The organism is Pyrobaculum calidifontis JCM 11548 (assembly GCF_000015805.1).
Taxonomy (GTDB): domain Archaea; phylum Thermoproteota; class Thermoprotei; order Thermoproteales; family Thermoproteaceae; genus Pyrobaculum; species Pyrobaculum calidifontis.
Genome location: NC_009073.1, coordinates 30,268 through 49,014 on the forward strand (window position 1 = coordinate 30,268; position 18,747 = coordinate 49,014).

Annotated in this window: 14 protein-coding genes; 10 read left to right on the plus strand and 4 right to left on the minus strand. The window is 55.5% G+C overall.

Features of this window, described 5'->3' with window-relative positions:
- The first annotated feature begins 6 nt into the window (after window positions 1-6).
- The 5 genes from PCAL_RS00170 to cyaB are packed head-to-tail and all read left to right on the plus strand — an operon-like array spanning window position 7 to window position 11,641.
- Window positions 7-1,632: a hypothetical protein gene (locus tag PCAL_RS00170; protein ID WP_193322743.1), complete on the plus strand. Its 1,626-nt coding sequence runs from the start codon at window positions 7-9 to the stop codon at window positions 1,630-1,632.
- Window positions 1,633-1,672: 40 nt separating this feature from the next.
- The gene (locus tag PCAL_RS00175; protein WP_011848731.1) at window positions 1,673-9,658 is read left to right on the plus strand and encodes a hypothetical protein; all 7,986 of its coding nucleotides are present in this window, start codon (window positions 1,673-1,675) and stop codon (window positions 9,656-9,658) included.
- 58 nt (window positions 9,659-9,716) lie between these two features.
- On the plus strand, window positions 9,717-10,301 hold the full coding sequence (locus PCAL_RS00180) for an AMMECR1 domain-containing protein (protein ID WP_011848732.1): 585 nt from the start codon (window positions 9,717-9,719) through the stop codon (window positions 10,299-10,301).
- Between the two features lie 28 nt (window positions 10,302-10,329).
- Window positions 10,330-11,130 carry a hypothetical protein gene (locus PCAL_RS00185; protein WP_011848733.1) on the plus strand — a complete coding sequence of 267 codons (801 nt, stop codon included), beginning with the start codon at window positions 10,330-10,332 and terminating at the stop codon, window positions 11,128-11,130.
- Window positions 11,111-11,641, plus strand: a complete 531-nt coding sequence (gene cyaB, locus PCAL_RS00190; protein WP_011848734.1) for a class IV adenylate cyclase — start codon at window positions 11,111-11,113, stop codon at window positions 11,639-11,641. The genes PCAL_RS00185 and cyaB overlap by 20 nt, the downstream gene beginning before the upstream one ends.
- Before the next feature lie 211 nt (window positions 11,642-11,852).
- On the opposite strand, the gene PCAL_RS00195 is transcribed toward cyaB, so the two are convergent.
- The 3 genes from PCAL_RS00195 to PCAL_RS00205 are packed head-to-tail and all read right to left on the minus strand — an operon-like array spanning window position 11,853 to window position 14,987.
- Complete coding sequence (locus PCAL_RS00195) at window positions 11,853-12,662, minus strand: hypothetical protein (RefSeq protein ID WP_011848735.1); 810 nt, start codon at window positions 12,660-12,662, stop codon at window positions 11,853-11,855.
- A gap of 28 nt (window positions 12,663-12,690) precedes the next feature.
- Window positions 12,691-14,442 carry an ATP-dependent DNA ligase gene (locus PCAL_RS00200; RefSeq protein ID WP_011848736.1) on the minus strand — a complete coding sequence of 584 codons (1,752 nt, stop codon included), beginning with the start codon at window positions 14,440-14,442 and terminating at the stop codon, window positions 12,691-12,693.
- 38 nt (window positions 14,443-14,480) lie between these two features.
- A complete protein-coding gene (locus tag PCAL_RS00205) occupies window positions 14,481-14,987 on the minus strand; it encodes a hypothetical protein (RefSeq protein ID WP_193322744.1) in 507 nt (168 codons plus the stop codon).
- Window positions 14,988-15,027: 40 nt separating this feature from the next.
- Here PCAL_RS00205 and PCAL_RS00210 point away from each other — a divergent pair, with 40 nt between their 5' ends.
- The 5 genes from PCAL_RS00210 to PCAL_RS00230 all read left to right on the plus strand — a co-directional run bounded on the left by PCAL_RS00210 (window position 15,028) and on the right by PCAL_RS00230 (window position 18,371).
- Complete coding sequence (locus PCAL_RS00210; RefSeq protein ID WP_011848738.1) at window positions 15,028-15,942, plus strand: carbohydrate kinase family protein; 915 nt, start codon at window positions 15,028-15,030, stop codon at window positions 15,940-15,942.
- Window positions 15,943-15,964: 22 nt separating this feature from the next.
- Entirely contained in the window at window positions 15,965-16,297 is a 333-nt protein-coding gene (locus PCAL_RS00215) for a hypothetical protein (protein WP_011848739.1), read from the plus strand.
- Window positions 16,298-16,399: 102 nt separating this feature from the next.
- Window positions 16,400-17,071, plus strand: a complete 672-nt coding sequence (locus PCAL_RS00220; protein ID WP_193322745.1) for a nucleotidyltransferase family protein — start codon at window positions 16,400-16,402, stop codon at window positions 17,069-17,071.
- A gap of 44 nt (window positions 17,072-17,115) precedes the next feature.
- Window positions 17,116-17,838, plus strand: coding sequence for a hypothetical protein (locus PCAL_RS00225; RefSeq protein ID WP_011848741.1), 723 nt, complete (start codon window positions 17,116-17,118; stop codon window positions 17,836-17,838).
- Window positions 17,835-18,371 carry a hypothetical protein gene (locus tag PCAL_RS00230; RefSeq protein WP_011848742.1) on the plus strand — a complete coding sequence of 179 codons (537 nt, stop codon included), beginning with the start codon at window positions 17,835-17,837 and terminating at the stop codon, window positions 18,369-18,371. The genes PCAL_RS00225 and PCAL_RS00230 overlap by 4 nt, the downstream gene beginning before the upstream one ends.
- Here the strand turns inward: PCAL_RS00230 and PCAL_RS00235 are convergent.
- A complete protein-coding gene (locus tag PCAL_RS00235) occupies window positions 18,368-18,730 on the minus strand; it encodes an NfeD family protein (protein WP_011848743.1) in 363 nt (120 codons plus the stop codon). The two genes, PCAL_RS00230 and PCAL_RS00235, sit on opposite strands and share 4 nt — an antisense overlap.
- Between the last annotated feature and the right edge of the window lie 17 nt (window positions 18,731-18,747).

An 18,747-nucleotide genomic window follows, 5' to 3' on the forward strand; every position in this document is an offset into this window, starting at 1 on the left:
TACACCGTGACGTTGAGAAACGTTGGAAACGGCACGGCGGTGGTGTACGTCTTTGGAAAATACGTGGAAGTCAAGCCGGGCGAGGTGGTTAAGTTAAACGCCACAGCCACGGCACAGGCGGCGGGCATACTCAAAATAGCAGTCGAAGTAAACGGCACAGAGTACGCAAGGGAGGTCTACATCTACTACTACACACCGATCTTGGCGGCAGAACCCGCCTACGTCGAAGTGAGAAAGTTACCCACAAACGTCACCCTAAGCGTGGTGGTAAAAAACGTGGGCAACTGGACCGGGAGGCTCGGCCCCATAGAGATACCGCCCGGAGGCACAGCCGCAATAAATATAACAGCGGCGGTCAACGCCACAGGCACCTACTCTCTGCAAATAGGCGGCGTAGAGGTGCCCATAACCGTCGTGTACAAGGCGCCGAGCTTTGAAATAAAGACGGGCGGCCCCACGGAGACGGAGGCCCTCCCCGGGGAGAAGTACCCCGCCTGGCTGTGGATAAAAAACGTGGGCAACGCCACAGCCAAACTCTCCATAGACGGCGAAGAAAGAGAGCTAGGGCCAGGCGACGCTGTCAATATCACAAAGTGGATACAAGTAGACAAGGTAGGCATCTACAAAGCTGTGTTTAAGGTGGAGGGCGACTTAAACACGACGGCCGTGCACCAGCTGTCCGCCAAGATAGTGGCCGTGAAAGTGGAGATGGTGTTGTGGAAGCCCGAGCTCAGGAGGGGCTGGCCGCCGCCCAACGGGGAGGATAGAACGTCACTGTTGCTTGAATCCAAGACTGCCGAAGTGCAGTGGGGGTACATAATAACTTCAAACGCCAGCAAGCGAACTGTCGTAGTATATGTTGAGGACGTTCAAGGCCGCGACTATTTCACAATACCGCCCAAAGGCTCCGTAGGCAGAAATCTAACTGCCACAGTCCAAGCGCCGGGGAGCATAGCCGTCTGGGTAATCGTGAACGGCACTAAGTACACATACGTCATAAGTACACAACTTGTCCCGCCTAAGGTCACTATAAGAGATGTCTCAAAAATAGAGTTTAGAGACTCCAGAGAAATTCTTGGTCTAGGGATAAAGTGTAGCGGAATACCGATAGTGGGTACAATACAGCGTACAATAGACATAGTGGAAGTTTCTGGAGTGTTGGCTTATACCACAGACGGCAAGACCATAGAGGGTACTGTAAAGATCAGAAGCGTCGACGTATACACAGGTAGCTACAGAGGTATCATCACTGGCACAAGCGGACGAGTAGACATCGATGTGGACTTCATGGGAGGACACCACGTAATTACTACAAAGTTCCGGACGTCTCCGTTTGAAATAACTGAGGTCCTAATAGACGGTGTCCCCGGGAAATGCGATATACCAACTCAGCTGATACCTAGCATATTCCTCAGCGGAAAACCCGCGGCTGACAATGAATTGGCGACGCAGTACGCCTTTAGGCTAGTGTCTGCTTTTAAGAAGGGGGACAGCGACGTGCCTCAGCGGGTCGAGTGGAATGGAGAATACGTAGAGGTAGTAGACAAGGGAGGCAACGTGCTGAGGGTCTACTTTGGACAGGGAGAAGTGGTCATAGAGGGGCCCCTCTCGGCCAGGCTGGTGATATCTTAGCAGGAGAGAAAATTTTAAAAAGACGACCAATTTGTGGTTCATGCATAACCAAGTAAAGTTAGTACTAGCACTCCTAATAATAACCGCCCTGGGAATAATGGCATACGCCCAGTATGGGCCTGGCCAAGCACTGCCCTCAGCCTTCAATGTGGTGATGCAAATAAATGATGCTAGGGCGGCTGCGGCCCTCGGATATCCGTTGTGCGCTCCTTGGGAAAAGGGCTTGGCTCACTACCCTCCCTATAAATTCGCAGCGGGTAAAAACTTCACCCTAATAATACGTGAGGTAGCCCAAAACCCCGTCTACCCGCCGCAGTTCCAGGACTACAGAGTTTCCTCAGTTGCCAATGAGACAGGCTTCGTTACGTTTAACATAAACGTGCCAGCTGGCGTAGATGTAACAAAGAGATCTAAGTGGTATGTGGCAATAATAGTCGAATGGCCTAGAAAAGGCTATTACTTCTTCGTCTACGGCCGGGTGCTTGATGGTGCAACTCTGGTAGATGTTATAGGCAACCTCAGCGGGAGACCCGATAAGACGGGCTTCGACACATACGTAACGCCAGGGGGTGTACTACGTGTATACCATGGCGATAACAGATATGGCGTCTTGTCCTCCAGCTATATCCACACATTCTATGTTGGCATTAACACCTTAGGGAACCCCTATGACCTCACCTTCACAAGACAAGTAACAATAAATGGTACCACCATAACGCTTGAGGACTCGATAGGACCGGCTTCTGGCCCAACAAACTATGTAAAAAGTATAGATGGAAAAATTACGGCAGTATTCGGACCTTTCACATATTTAGCAACATACGTTGTATCACTGGGGAAAGCTGGCACAAGTCCAGAAACATACCTGGTAACAATAGCCCCAGGTAAAGTAGCTTACAATCACTATGTTTACATAACAATTGAGGGAATGCGCGGGCTAGTGATTCAGAGTAAAAATGATGCATTCGTAGAGCCCCTAGGTTTCGTAGCGTTCACTTTGAATAGGACAGCTGGGCCTGGTACCGGCGAACCCGTGCCGCTGTCCTGCGGTTTGGTAGTGTGGAACATGACCCTCTACACAGTCACAGTCACTGGCCTCCTAGACCTCAAGGGTAACCCCATATTCAACCCAGAGAACTTTAGGTACAAGATCCAGATGAAGGTAGGCGACAGCTGGGTGACATTTAGCAGAGCACAAGCATCGTGGAAGCTCACCCTAGGCGATGCCAAGGCCGTATTAAACGAGGTCTGCGGTACCATTAGCTCCTTCAGCGATATCATGAACTGCTATAGGTCGTTGGGACCCGACGGCTTTAGAAGCGCAGTTCTACGCCTATATGAACCAGTCACGCTTGCAAGACTAGGGGGGCTGCTCAAGTTGACAAACACAAATGCCGAAATATCTACCCAAGACTTAATCTCCAAGCTTGTAGTAGAGTACTCATACACGGCGGGCAACGACAGCGTTAAGGCAATAGTCCTCGAGGCGGCGTTGCTAGAGCCGGCCAATTTCCAGGGCGTGTTAAACGTGTCTGTGCTCCCCATTCAGATAAGGCTATGGAGGTGGGGCAACGACTCTCTGCCTCTGGCATCGAGAGAGTTCTACTACACCGATCCACTCGACTTGGCATCGCTGAGGTTTGTAGTTACTGGCGACACAATGTACCTAGACAGAATGGCGTACGACGGAGCTGTAACCTATGACCCGTGGCTGGGCCAGGTGATATGGGCACTTCCGCCATACCAAGTGGTGCCCGGTCTAGTGGGCAACGTTAAAGCCCACTTGCTCTCGCTATTCAACACAAGCGGCTATCTCCCACTGCCCACCCTAGTCGCCAATCTCACAAACGTAGGCGGCAGAGTGACACTCGAGTACTACAACTACTCAGACGCTCTTGCAAATGGAGACTTCTTCGCCAAGTTTGGAATAGGCTTAGTACAGAAGTACGGATACAAGTTTAGGATTTACAGCGGGCAAGTTCTCGTCGGTACAGCCAACCTAGAGGCCTATTACCCAGTGATAGACAAGTACGGCTTATTGATACACGCAAGGGCAGGCGACGCATTACAGGAGAAATATGGCGATGACGAACGCAAAGACATGTATGCCCTGCAAATATTGCAACCTGGCCGCTTCTACGATAGAGAGCATGTGTTACACATCGCAATCGTCAGGGTGTTCCAGAATATCTTGCTCAAGGACGCTTGTGGCAACCCGGTGTACGGTGTTGGCGCCGGCTTGTCTGGAGCTAGCCTATCGCTGGTAATAACAGTGGGCGGGAGAAACTACACCATTGCCAAGTTGCCGCTTGGTAGCGAGGTGCCAGTTGACTTGTTCATACCCATCGACGAGTGGGGCAATCCGCAGATCGACCTCACCGGCGGGTATGTACAAGCCTACGCCGTATTGAACTACTACGGCTACACACTATACCCCGTGGATAATATAACAAAGATACCGTCGTCGCAGCCCACGTGGTTCAACATACCCATCAAATTCGGCGTTGTCAAAAAGCCAGTCCTCTACTTGCCCATAGCGCCATTGCAGTTCAGAGTGTGGAGTCAGGCGGTTTCTGTGGACTACGACCCGTTGAAGGAGCCACTGATGGGCTTCGTCGTTAGAGTATTCAGCACAGCCACGGGCGACGAGATTGCCCGCAGTATCTCAAATAAGGACGGCTACGCCTATGAGCCAAATGTGCCCATAGGCGTGCCGTTTAGAGTGCAAGTCCGCACAATAGTACCTACAAGCGACAAGAGGTGGAGCTACACCTACGACCAGATTACAAGAAAGAACGACTATGCCTCATACGCCAAGGCGCTTGGCTTCACGCCGGCTGACAATGTCTATACGCTGGGCACAAGAGGCGCGATTGACAGCGGCTTAGTGGTCTACTCCAAGACGATGGCGTTGACGGCTGAGAATGCTACTCGGTATATCTGTGCCAAGAACGCCATAGACTTGCCCGTGGAGGTGTTCGACTTGGTGGTGAGAGTGTTTGACAAGACCGGCAAGTACTTGCTGAGGAGCCAGCCCGTCTTCCTAGGCCCGTACCCACAGGCCACGAGACCCGTCTTGTTGAACGTGACGCTGTTGCTTGCCGACGATTATAGCCCATACGCCTACGCCTCGATCTGGAGAGACTTCGGCAACGGCGACTTCAAGATCTTAACCGACTTCCGCGCCATAGGCATCACTGGTATGCGCTCCATCTACTTGAACTTGGCCAGCAAGTATTTGGACGCGGCTAAGAAGGCGCTTGGATGCCCGCAGTATACCACTGCCAACTACTCCGCCGCGATTAACGCGTACGCCCTTGCGGCCATGGCTGGATACGTCGCCAACGCCTCGACCGACAGATACGCAGCGGTCTATCTCTTGACGTCGCAGCAGCCCAAGGACATTATCAACCTCTGTGACATGAAGCCGTCGCAGGCTGGTACCGCGGAGATAGCCAGGCTCTTCATGAAGGGCCAGAGGTTTAGGTTCGTGGTGTGGTACATGGGCCAGAAGGTCTTCGACGACTATGTCACAATAACTGGTCCACTGGTCGACATAAAGGCCGACGTATACCCAGTGAACGTCACCACCTACACCAAGAGCATGAGGCTACCCGTTGACACCTTCGTGGGCTTCACAATCACAGACGTCTACCTAGGGCTAGCCCTCAATAAGACCGACGGCATGTTCGCCAACAAGTCGCTAGTGCCGCAGTTAATTGCGCCGTTTGATACAATGTACAAGACTTACAACCTCTACTACTTGATAAGGGACGAGTTAGCCAAGGGCACGGCCACGTTGTACAATGACAATGTTACAGCGTTTGTTACTCCGCCAGCTTCCGTATATTATGGTGCCTACAAGCCTGCACAGTTTGGCGGCGACTTCGTATACCTGCCCAACCTGGCAATTCTGAGAAACGCCACCGCGCCCAAGTACCTGTCTACTGTGCTTAACAGTTACATCTCCACCACTATACCAATACGCCAGTTGAACACCATACCGGCTGGTAGCGGCACTGTCACCATACCGGCTGGCGGCTCCGCGAGCATCACCATTGTTGGCGCAAAGATAGTGCCAGATCCGAATAACAACGCGACGTACTTCAAGGTGACTTCGTACAATGGCACTGAAAATAGCAATATCGTTCAGCCACAGTTAATAATAACTGCAGAGTTAGCGATAGTAGGTGGTTCGTATGTAAAGAACTATGTAGCTACCGTCGATGCCAACTACACAATTGACTTGACGGCTATAGCAAAGTGTGGTAATATAGTGGTTGCGCTCGGTGGGGGCGATTTAACATTGCAAATTACTGTGAGTGCTGGCTCATGCCCCGCTACCATCACCTATGCCGCCACTAACGCCAGCTACACGTGGAAGGCGTTAACATCTTCTGCGGCGCCTTCGACCGAGTATGTGGTGAGCTTTGACAGGTGGTTCCTAGTGCCGTACGACTGGCTGTTTGCACAGTACAATGTGCTATACCATGCAACCAACGTAGTGGAGCGCAACGACGTGCTACAAGTGTTGGCATATCCGGGCGCTACACAGATATGCGCACAACCCGCTGGACAAGTAGCAGCGGGCGAGGACGATGAGTATAAGTACAAGTTGACACTGACAGGCGTTAATGTGGCAAACTACCGCACGCTGGCTGTGGAGTTGCCTTGGAAGGCTGGTGGCGGCGGCAAGGCCTTGGTGAATATCACTGCGTACTTCGCCAATGGCACTAAGATTGACAGTATTGTGTACAACTTGACTGACATGCTGAAAGACGCGAGGGGCACAAGGGTTAAGGTGTTGTTGCCGTTGAACTTCGGCAAAGTTGGCGCAAAGGCCTACGACATAGCTGTAAGCAAGGCCACCGTCCGCTTTGACATTACGTTCATGATGTACGACCCGAAGACTGGTCCATACAGCGTCTGCGCAGTGAAGCTGGTGCCTCTCGCCGCCAACTACACCAGCGTCTCCGAGTATGAGTGCACTGTGCCAACTGCACCGGGCGTGCCGGAGCGCATAGACCCAGCCACTGTGGTATATGCCATTGATCCGATGCTGTCGAGCGCCAACGGTTTTGATGAAACGTTCGATGCCTACGGCGGCTTTGGCACGCCGATTACCTATGTGGTGAAGTCTGGCGAGGTTGCTCTACTGCCGTCGTGGTACTACAAGACCGCTGTGGGTGGCTCCCGCATTGCTAGAGTCTGGATAATTGCGGCTAGCGACGACCCGAGCAAGGGCCCGGCGCTTGGCACTAAGTACTACAGCTACACTGTGAAAGACGACAAGGTGACGATCAACGTGTACAAGTTTGAGAAGTACTTAGTGGTGAACTTCGTGCCCAACGTCTGCCCGGCCGGCTATGTGAGTCAGACGTTCTTAGACGAGTTCGACGGCTCTGGCCGCATCACTGGCCTAGGCTTTGGCACAGGCGGCACCAGCGCTCTGGTGTTGAGCAACTACACGCGTGTACAGATGTGGAACTCCACTGCCATGTGGCTAGCCGGCGGCGTGTTTAAGCTGCCCACCGTCGCGCTCGACGCCTTGACTGTGCAGAACAACGCCAAGTTCCCAATCGTCGTTGACTCGCTGAACGTGAAATACCGCGACTACAAGTACAGCATACCCATGGCGCCTGTCCGCGTCAACGCCAGCGAGACTAGGACCGTGTTGCTGAACAGCTACGGCTTCGGCAGAACCTACATGTTCAACATAAGCGACGTGTGGGCGTTTAAGCTTGTACAGCCCAACTACGAGTACGGTCTCAACGTCTACCATGCCGGGTTGCTAGACGCGTTGAAGCACTTTGGCATATCCACTGACAAGCCGCTGTCAGCCTACTTGAAGCCGCTGACCTCTGCCTACTATGTGCAGAACGTGCTGTACGCCAGCCACGCCGAGACCTCCGACTGGACGTTCGGCATATTAAACGGCAAGATCACTGAGATCACGAGAGGTACTTGGGGCGACTTGAGGACAGACGCCAGCGACTACGACTACAAGTACGTCTTCAACTACCCGACTCTGCCGCTTAAGGAGATACGCGACTGGAACGACAGGCCGCTTGCCAACCAGACTGTGGCTCTATTTGACGGAAGCGGCGCCTTATACGCCGTCGTGTACACCGGCGCTAACGGCCAGTTGATCTACCCGTTGCCCGCCATCGCCAGCCCAGTGGTGCGCGTGGCTTGGTACAATGGCTACCTTGTAACGCTGATTAAGGGCTTGCCGGAGTTTACCATATGGATCTACGACCAGACCATTAGCCGCGACGTCACTGAGTTAGGCGACGCCCGCGTTGTTGACAAAATTAGGACGTACGTCTATCCGGTGACTGTGTCTGTGTACGACGAGGCTGGGAGGCCGTTGAACAACATGTGGGTGCGGGTGATAGACGCTGGCACCTCTGGCAACCTAGTTACATCGCTGAACAGTACTGCCTCCGATGGCGGTGCGCAGATTGTTGACTTGAGAATTTCGAAGTACGCCAGTGGCGTGATGTCGCAGATACCTGCCACGTCGTATTACTACTACGTGTATGACCAGAGCGGCGCCTTGGTGGCGGCTGGCAAGTTTGACATAGAGCGTGGCGCATCTGTTCCATCGACTGGTTACAACGTCCAGGGCAAAGTGATTACGTACTCGCAGGTGCCTGTGAAGAACTCGGCGACTCGCGGCTACATAGTTGTAAAGGGCGTGCAGTTTGTCAACGGCACAGTCAAGGACGTCGTGTATCCGTTCACAGTGTCTGGCGGTGTGATGACTATAAGTGGCAAGTTGCCGCTGAGCTACTCGTACCCGGTGGAGATCTACGTAACTCACGTGACACTTGGCGGCCAGGAGGTGCCTGTGAAGGGCGGAAGGTTCCTCGTGTATAGGGGCACTACCACCGACCTCGCCGCTGGCCTAGACTTCGCAGAGCTTGGCCTGACTGGCGTGGTGTCGATCTCCGCCGTTGATACAACCGGCGCGCCGAGGTCCGACTGGACTGTGCAAGTGCTCTACGGCAACATAACTGCGGCGGAGGGCAAGGGCTCTGTCAACGTCGTCCTGCCGCGCACCGACGTGCTAGGCCAGCCGTACACGGTGAGAGTGGTGACTAATGTCATTACGCCGGAGGGCAAGGCTCTTGTGAAGGAGCAGGCGCTTGAGGTAACGCAGAAGGCCCTCGCTGTGCAGATACCCATATCCACTGTCCGCGTTGTGGTGCAGGCGGTGGATGGCTTTGGGAACGTTAGACAAGACTGGCCAGTTGTGCTCGAGAATGTTGCCTCTGGCATGGGCCAAGTATCTGCAGAGGTGGTGGAGGGTCAGCGCTATGTGGCTAGAGCCACTGGCTTAGGCTTTACTAACACTACCGCCTTCACGGCGAGGGGTCCGCAGATGGTTGTCGCAATTAAGATACCCACTGCCAAGATCACTGCCCAGGCGAAGGACGGCTTTGGTAAAGTGAGGAGCGATTGGCCAGTCGAAATTGTTGGCGTGGCGGCTGGGCAGGGCACTGTTGGGCCAGTGGAGGTGCTTGCTGGGCAGTACACTGTGAAGACGTCTGTCTTCGGCAAAGACTTTACGCAGACTGTCACACTGCAGCCTGGGCAGTCGCAGACAGTTGTTGTGCAAGTGCCCACGGCCGTGTTGAGCGTCACTGCTGTGGACGACGATAGGAAGCCAATTGATAGATATGTGACCGCTGTTCAGATCAGTGGCCCAGTGTCGCAGAGCTTCTCCACGTCGCCTAAGAACCTCGAGGTGCTTGCTGGGCAGTACACGGTGACAGTCTCTGCCTTGAACAAGCAGGCCTCGACGCAAGTGACACTACAGCCTGGCCAGACTGCGAATGTAGAAGTTGTTGTGCCGGGCACTGCTGGGCTAGACTTCTTGGGCACGAGGATTCCGCTTCCAACGCTGGTGCTCTACGCGCTGTTGCTGTTGGTGATCGTGGTGATTCTGGCGATTATAATCATTGAGTACAACAACTGGAGGAGGAGACGCTTAATGCAGATTTTGGCCCCGCCGAAGTAAAACCCCTCTTTTTCCCATATTACCACCCACCTTTTTAACCCCCTCTCTCATTTTACTCATGCTTGGACAGCTCTTGGTCTCACACGCCCGTCTCTCCATGGTTCACAAGCTCCGGGGCCTCGCACTTCCCGAGCCGCCTGAGGCCCTCCTAGGCCTTAAGTACGGTGTGTTTGTCACTGTGGAGGGGATTGTGAGGTCCGGCGGCTACGAGAGGCGGGAGGTGCGGGGCTCGCTTGGCACTGTCTTCCCAATGCAAGACTTGGGGCACGACGTCGCCCGCATAGCGGCTAGGCTCGCCGTATCTATCCCACGCTTCACCGAGTTCGACCTGCGCCGCTCTGTCGTCGAGGTAACTCTCGTAGAGGGCCTCTCGGAGTGGGACGGCGACCTGTCTAACTTCGCCTGGGGTCGGGAAGGCGTGTATGTGGAGGCTGGGGAGCGGCGCTTTGTCGTCCTCCCCCAGACTATCATTGAGCGGAGGCTGTTCGGCGAGGCGCTCCTCCGCTACGTGGAGTCCATGGGCGGGGCGGGGGGCACCCTTTACAAGTTCTCTACCAGAATTTTCTACGAGGTTAGGCCCGAGGGGGAGGTAATTGAGCGAGAGCTGTGGAAGTCGCGTGTAATAAAGCAATTTGTGCGTTAACTTTATATTGGTGGGCCTTGTCGTTCCTATGTATATTGAGTTGTTCGTAGTGTCTGGGCAGAGCGGCGATCTTGAGGGGGCTCTTAAGAAGGCTGTAGAGGAGATTAGGGGGAAGGTGCAGAGGCCTGATAAAGTGAGGCTTGCCACTGTGAAAATTAGGCCGGACGCTGTGGACCAAGTGTTGAAGCTTCTCGGCGAACCGCCCGATAAGGTTCCTCCGCATTACCGCTCGTTGGTGAATATGTTGAAGAAGTACGGCGTGTCGAAGTTCCCAGCTGTGGTCATAGACGGCGTCAAGGTGGGCGAGGGTGACGTCTCTGTTGACGAGGTCCTCCGCGTGGTCCAGGAGAGGGCGAGGGCCGAGTTCCCAGAGCTCGCAGGCGTCGAGCTGGCCCCGCCGAGGCCGGCCGCCGCCGAGGCGCCCAAGCCTCTGCCGCCGGTAGAGGCAAAGCCCGTCGAGGCTCCCCCGCCTGCGAGGCCGCAGCCAAGCGAGGTCGTGCCCGTAGCGCCGCCTCCTCCACCGCCCCCGCCGCCGCCACCTCCGTCACCTCCACCTCCGCCAGTTGTTCCGGCTGAGGTGCCTAGGCCAGAGCCGCCTAGGCCTGTCGAGCTTCCGCCGCCGTCGAGGCCGCCTGTTGCCGAGGTATCGCCTGTGATGCCTGCTCGCGGGAGGGTCACGGCGGTTGTAAAAGTTGTCTTGGGCCGCCCGGACAACTGCTCTGAGTGTGCCTACTATGGCCCAGTGACGGGCAGATGCTTCCTCTTCGGATTCGCCGTCGTCGACCCGTCGCGGCCGCCGTGTAAACAGTATGCTAGAGGTGGAGGTTAAGTACCGCGCCCGCCTTGGCGAAGTTAGGGGAAGGGTTTTGGCTTTGGGCTTTTCTCCTTGGGGCGTCTCTGAGGAGGTGGACACATACTTCCAGCACCCTTGTAGAGACTTCGCCGCCACGGACGAGGCCCTCCGGGTCAGAGTGTCGGGGCGCTCTGCTGTTTTGACATATAAGGGGCCTAGAGTAGGCGCCGGCGCCAAGACCCGCGTTGAAGTTTCCACGTCAGCGGAGCCCTCAGTTGTCGAGCTGTTGGAGAAGCTTGGCTTTGCAAAAGTGGCCGTGGTTAAGAAGCGGCGAGAGTACTACGAGGGGCTTGGGGTCTTGGTCTCTCTGGACGAGGTGGAGGGGCTGGGGGAGTTCGTGGAGATTGAGAAGGTGGTTGCCAGAGAGGAGGACATACTGGGCGCGGTGGAGGAGCTGAGGCGCATAGCCTCCCTCCTAGGCCTCGTGGAAGAGGTCAAAGAGACATACCTAGAGCTGGTGTTGAAGCACACTGCGAATAGGCAGTAGCTCGTTGTTTCTACGTCGCCAGGCCGTAACGCTAATGGCTCAAGCCGCTTTGCCAAGACCCCGAGCCGCGCACGGCTTATGCCCCACTATTCGCGGTATCACTCTCCGCGTTTCGTACATAGATGTGCTTTCAATCCTAGAATATTCAAGCGCCTCATTTAGCTCCACGCTCAGTTCGATCTCTGCCGCTCGCCAAAGCAGGTAAGTTGACTTATAATTGTAACGGCGTCAGCTCTCTCCTTGTCTCTATTAACCACACCCCGAGCTCTCGCGCCTTTTCTACTGCCTTAGGCGCCGCGAGTTGGCAGTACAAAACTTTGGCCACCCGCCCCGGGAACTTGTCGGGCCACCTTCTCACAGCCTCCTCGACCCTGGCCACGACTCTTTCTACGTCGTTGGGGCCGCATCTCACCTTGGCTTCTCCCAAGACTGCCACATCCCCGGCGGCGCAGTAGACGTCGAATTCGTATTCTTCGTCCAAGAGGAGGCGTTGGGCGGAGCACACAATGCCCCTCTGTTTTAAAAACCACTCTACAAACTCCCTAGCCATCTCCTCGACGGAGATTGCCAAAGACTCAAACTGCTCCTTAGTAGCCATCCTATTCTCCAGCCGCCTTATATCCTCTTTAGTCGCAAAGCGTTCCAAGTCCTCCTTTGTGGCCATTCTGGTCTCCAAGGCCTTAAGGTCGTCCTTAGTCGCCATTCTCTCTTCCAAGCGTTTGATGTCCTCCTTGGTTGCAAATCTTTCTAAGTCCTCTTTAGTGGCAAAGCGCTGTAAATCCTCCTTTGTCGCCATTTTCGCCTCTAGGGCCTTGATGTCGTCTTTTGTGGCTACGTTGAGCGGTATTGTGATCATAGCCGCCAGCTCGGCGGCAAGCCTAGCCCTAGCCCTCGGGCTCCTCAGCAGGGTCTCCACAAGCTCCTCAGCCCCACTATCGCCAATAGCCTCTAGCAGAACCCCTCTGAGAAACTCCCTATCCTCCTCCGCCAGCCGCTTGAGAAGTCTCTTAAACTCCTCCACAACACTTACGAGAGCTATAAAAATAACTTTAGGTGGTTGGTACTTTCTTTTGGCGTTGGTACATTTCCACGAGCTCTTTTGTGGTTGTGGCGTCTTCTGGCCTTTTGTCTGTCCTGTAGCGGCCGGTGAATCGTGGGAATCTAATGGCGAGCCCCACGCCGGGCTTCACCGCGCCTATACAACACGTGTGGAGGGGTGAGAGGGTGATCTCTGCGCCTATCACCTCTATCACCACCTGGGGCACGAACCAGACGTCTGGCTGCATTTTGGAGACTACTCTTGGATGTCTGTGGGGTATTTTGAGGGGCTGGAGCATGTCGTACATCCTGCGGAGGTCTGCGTCTGTGAATCCGCTACCGACTTTGCACACTGTGTAAAACATGTCGGTTGAGGGGTCGTAGGCCGCCAGCAGAAACGCCCCGTAGAGGCCTGCCCTTTTTCCTCTGCCGTGGAAAGCGCCCACTACCACTAGGTCTACTGTGTCTATCATTTCGCTTCTGTAGTCTCTCTTGTACTTAATCCAGTTCCAGCCCCTGGCCCCCATCTCGTATGTGGAAGTGGGGGATTTGCAGATGAGGCCCTCTGTGCCCAGGGAGACGGCCTCGTGGAAGAACAAGTCCACATCCTCCGCGCCGTCGAACATTCCCCACTTGGCTATGTAGACGTCTCCCCCCTCCTCTACTACCTCGGATAGGCGTAGCCTCCTGTAGATGAGGGGCTGGGTGGTTAAATCCTCCCCGTCTACGTACAAGAGGTCGAAGAGGTAGAGGACTGCGGGGTAGGCCTCCATTGCCTCAGCCACGTCGTGTTTCCGCTTCCGGTGCATAAGCTCTTGGAATGGCAACATCTCCCCGGTGTCTGGGTCCACTGCCACAATTTCGCCCTCCAGTATGGCCTCCCTCGCCTTGACCGCCTCTTTCACGGCCTTGGCCACGTCGGGGTATGCGTGGGTAATGTCCTCAAGCCTCCTGCTGAATATTTTCACCGAGCCCTCTCTTAGGTGTATCTGGGCCCTCTCCCCGTCGTATTTGTACTCGCAGATGGCCGTGCCGCCTAGCTTCGCCAAGATCTCCGACGCCGAGGAGAGGCGCTGGGCTAGCATGGGGAGAACAGGGACCCCCGGCGTGATTTTTATCTCCTCCAGCGGCCTCCCCTCTGCCACATGTCTCGCCAGGCGGCCTAGGTCGGGGTAGACGTGGTAAGCTCTCTCAAGCCCCTCCTTAGACACGCCGAAGGCCTCGGAGAGGGCCTCTATGAGAGTCATGTCGGCTACTCCCAGCCTGAGCTTCCCAACTACAAATCGGGCGATGTACTTGGCCTCCTCGGGCGAGGCGCGGGAGAAGAGCGAGGAGAGGAGAGACACCTTCAAGTCCTGGGCCCCCTCTCCCGCGGCCTTGGCCACCTTGAGCAAGGTGTCGTAAACCTCGGCCACCTCCAGCGGCTTCTGCTGGGCGAAGGCCAGGAGAGTGGGCCTCTTGCCCGCCGCCAGGGCTCTCCTCGCGACTTCGCCCACGTCTCCGCTCTTCTTGTACCACCCCTCGAGCTCCGCGGCCGAGAGGCCGGTGGCCTTTGAGATGGCGCGGATGCAGAGCTTCTCGGCCACACCCAGCTCTACCCCCTCCCAGGGGGGTCTCAAATCGCCCAGGATGAAGTATACAATTTTATCGATCTCCTCCGGTTTGGCCTTTTTAAAGAGCGAGGTGAGTAGCTTCACCATGGTGGTCCGCTGCGTCGTGCTCTCCACGGCAGCTAAGACCTTGGCCAACTCGCCGAATTGCATGTGGAAAATGGCGCCCCTCTTAATAAGATTGCCGCCCCCTAGCCGCCGTACACTTTTTCAAGGGTCCACCTGAGCACTCTCAGAATCTCCCTCTTTCTCTCCTCTGTCCTATAGTTGTAGATAGTCATCGCCGTGGCCTCGCCCTCTTGCTCCTCTAGCTCGTACCTCAGCGCTTCCTCCTGCCTCAGAGCCCCCTGCCTAACCTCTCTCGCGTCTTCCTCTCTGTACTTCTGCAGGAATTTGTCCAAGTAGAAGCGTTTGAAGAGGCCGTCCACTTTTACCGGCTCTTTGAACTTTATCCTGAGCTTGTCTCTGTACACTTCGACTGTGGCGTAGACTTCGCCGCTCCTCCCCTTCACCTCCTCCACCGCCTCCGGTCTCTCTGTCTCCTGCCGCGCGGCTTGCGCCGCCGTGGAGAAGGACTTCTCGCCTATGGCCTTGTCGATGACCTCGAGGAGGGAGGTGTAGAACTTCAACTCCTCTTGGAGCTTGGCGATTTTCTCCTCTATGACCTTTCTCACCTCTAGCAACTTCTGCACTTCCACGCCTCTTGCAACATATATATTTTTATAGCTTTGGAGCACTGTGTTAGTGGCCTCTGTCGGCAACCTGAACTTCGACGTGTATTTAAAGGTGGGCGAACTGCCCGGCGTAGACGAAAACGTGGAGGCCTTTGACCTCTACACCGGGGGCGGGGGCTCCGCGGCCAACTTCGCCGTGGCCGTGGCGAGGCTGGGACTTGGGGCTAGGTTCATCGGCGCAGTGGGGGAGGACCCGCTGGGGGAGATGGCTCTCCGCGAGCTCAGAGAGGAGGGAGTAGACATCTCCCACGTGAAGAGGGTGCCCAGCGCCAGGTCCGGCGTCGTGGTGGTGCTAGTGCACTTAGACGGGTCTAAGCGCATGTTGTCCTACAGGGGGGCCAACCTCGGCCTCTCGCCGAGCGACCTCACTGTGGAGAAATTCGCCGGGGTTAGACACATCCACTTGGCTACTGGCAGAGTAGAGATAATTGCCCGGGCTAGGGAAATAGCCAGGGAGGTGGGGGCCACCGTGTCCATAGACGGAGGGACGGCCTTGGCTAAGAAGGGGCTTGACGTGGTCAAATCCGTGGCCGAGGGAGTAGACGTGATTTTTATGAACAGGGCAGAGGCCCGGCTGTTGACCGGCTCCTCGGACAAGAGCGCCGTCAAGAAGCTCGCCGAGGAGCTAAAGGCGAGGGAGCTGGTGGTAACGCTGGGCCCAGAGGGCGCCGTTGCCTACGACGGAGCTAGGCTTTTGCAAGTCGACGCGTTTAGAGTAGACGCCGTGGACACCACGGGCGCTGGCGACGCCTTTGCCGCCGCCTACATCGCCATGTTTCTACAGGGGAGAGACATCTACGAGAGACTGCTCTTTGCCAACGCCGCGGCCGCCATCAAGGTGACGAGGCCAGGCGCCCGCTCCTCACCGCGCCGCTGGGAGGTGGTGGCGTTTTTAGAATCGCTTGGCTACAAGATTTAAATATACAAGAGTAGTTTAAACAGTGCAGAGGACTTTGTGCCTAGGTCCCCGCTGCGTCTACGGCCCCAACAGCTCCTCGCTCTTCAGATGCGGAAAAAAGGCGTTGAAACCTACAGTAAAGGGGAACAAAATCGTATTCTGGTGTACCTGGCTAAACGACGAGTGCATTGGCGCAAAATGTCAATACGCCTACTGTGAGGCAAGGGCCATGACCCCAGAGGGGTATTGCACCTACAAGGCCGGAGGAGAGGAGGAGCCCAAGAAGGACATCTTGGCCGAGGTAAAGAAGATAGAGAAGGAGGTAGAAAGAATACAAGTTCATCTGAAGAGACGGGGCCTTGGAGATTACTTATAGGTGCGCTATCGACAAAAGAGGCTCGGAGTTTTCGCCTTTTTGCGTTTCTTAGTGTGGTTTAACTGAGGCTAAGATATATATGGTAACTGCGTGGCGCATTTCGTGAAAGGTGTTGTACTAGCTGCGGGTCTTGGCACAAGGCTTAGGCCGCTTACATATTTTGTGCCTAAGGCCCTCGTCTCGGTGGGGGGCAAGCCCCTCGTGGACTATGTGTTGGAGTGGCTTAGGCTAAACGGGGTTAAGGACGTGGCTGTGGTGGGGTACTATATGCAAGACGTGTTGGCGCGGTACTTAGCCGAGAGACACCCCGACATAGCTTTTATAAGGTCTAGAAGATTGCTGGGGACGGCTGGCCAGCTCTACTACGTCATGGAGTGGGTTGGGGGAGACGACGCCGTGGTGGTAAACACCGACGTGTTGACCAACCTAGAACTGAGTGCTCCCTTCTCTCTTCACAAGTCCTCTGGGGCTAAGTTGACGATTGTGGCGTATAGGCTGAGGCAACAGATGCGCTTTGGCGCCCTCCACGTAGAGGGGGAGAGGCTGGCGGCGTGGAGAGAGAAGCCTGTCTCTGAGTACGTAACAGCCGCCGGGATTTATATAATATCCGGCGTCAAGCTAGGCGAGGAATACTTAGACATGGACGCCCTAGCCCAGTCCCTCATCCCCCACGTGGCTGTGTATGTGGCAAAGGAGGCGCAGTTCGTTGACGTGGGGACCCTTGAGGACTTGAGAAAAGCCGCCGCCTTGCCCCTATCTCCGCTTAAGCCCTAATGCGCAGTCCGTAACAAATATATATTTTCCAATAGTTGGGGGGCATGAGCGTTTGTCCGGCGCTTAGGCGTGTAGAAGGCGGCTTTGTGTGTAGCTATAACAACAAGCCCATAGACCCCTTCAGCTGGTATTGTATAGGCAACTACACCGAGTGCCCCATCTTTATTAGGTTTTCTCGCGAAGTCACCAAGCCCGCGGCTCCTCCAGAGGCGGCGCCCAAGCCGCTGGCCGATGTGCTCCCCCTAGCCGCCGAGCGGCCCAGTGGAGAATTTGAAAGAGCCATAAAGCCTGTCATTGACAACGTGATTTTGAAATTCGACGACCTCGTCAAAAAACTAGACGGCGCGTGGAAGGAGTACGAGGAAAACGTGGTGAACATCAGGAGGCAGTGGGAGGTGGAGAAGATGTCTCTGCTCAGGTCGCAGGAACTCCTCAGTAGGACAATCGCGGAGTACGAGAAGAGGTTGGCGGAGCTCGAGCTAAAGAGGGACTTCCTACCCCCAGAGGCCTACGACCAGCTGAGGAGAGACCTCGAGGAGAAGTTGGCCTCTCTCCGCGCCCTCCTCGACGAGGTGAAAGCCAAGTACGACGCCCTAGAGGAGAGCCTAGGCGTCCACTTCAGGCGGGTTCTCTCCACTTCGACAAGCGCAGAGGTCATATCGCTTAAGCTGTCTCTCTCCAAGCTGGAGGAGCTTCTGCAAGAGGGGAAGATAAGCAGAGAAACCTATGAAAGACTTAAGAAGGAGCTTGAGGAGTTGATGAAATGAGCCTCGACGTCGCATACCTAGCCCTAGGCGAGTTGGAGAACTTGTTGAAGCAGTACGACGAGAAGCTCAAGGCCATTGAAGAGGCGTGGAGGGCGTTCGTGGACTCTGCCACAAAGGCCAAGGCCAGTTGGGACGCCGACTTGCCCAAGGTCAAAATACGCGTCGACCAGCTCCGCAACGTGGTAGACAGCTTAAAGAAGGAGATGGAAGTCCTCTTGGCCAAGAAGGAGCTGGGCTTAATCTCGGAAAGGGACTACGCAACCCTCTCCGAGGAGTTGCAGAAGAAGATAGACGAGCTGGAGAAGCGGCTAGGGGAGTTCACAGAGAAAATCGCCGAGGTCGAGGGCAGAGTGAGATACCTCTGGGCCAGGGCCTTGACGCGGGAGTATTTAAGCAAATTTGACCTGGTGGAACTTGAAAAGAGGATAGAGGATGCAAAGGCCGCGGGGAAAATCGACGATGAGACTTACGCAAAGATGAAGCAAGAGCTCGCCGTGATGAAAAGTGCTTGGGAGTTTCTAAACCTCCTCTAACAAGGCGTGACGTAGGCCACGCCGTCGCGCACTTCCACAAGCTCTACACACGAGCCGGCAGACACGGTGCAACCGCCCACGCATACGGCCCTCCAGTACTCTCCCCCTATCTTCACCACGCCCCTAGGCCCCAAATCCTCCACGGCTACCCCCCTCCCGCCCACGTAGGCAAACCCCCTAGGCCTCTCTTTGACCACCTTAGCCCCCACGTAGGCGGCCAAGGCGGCAAAGGGCGCCGCCACCGCTGCGGCGGCCCACAACGGAATTACGCCGAGGGCGTACAGCGCCAGAGCAACCACCGCGGGAGCCGCCAATAGCAGGAGGTCGTCCAACAAGGCAAGTAATAGGAGCAATCGCATATATACCCAAGCCCCCG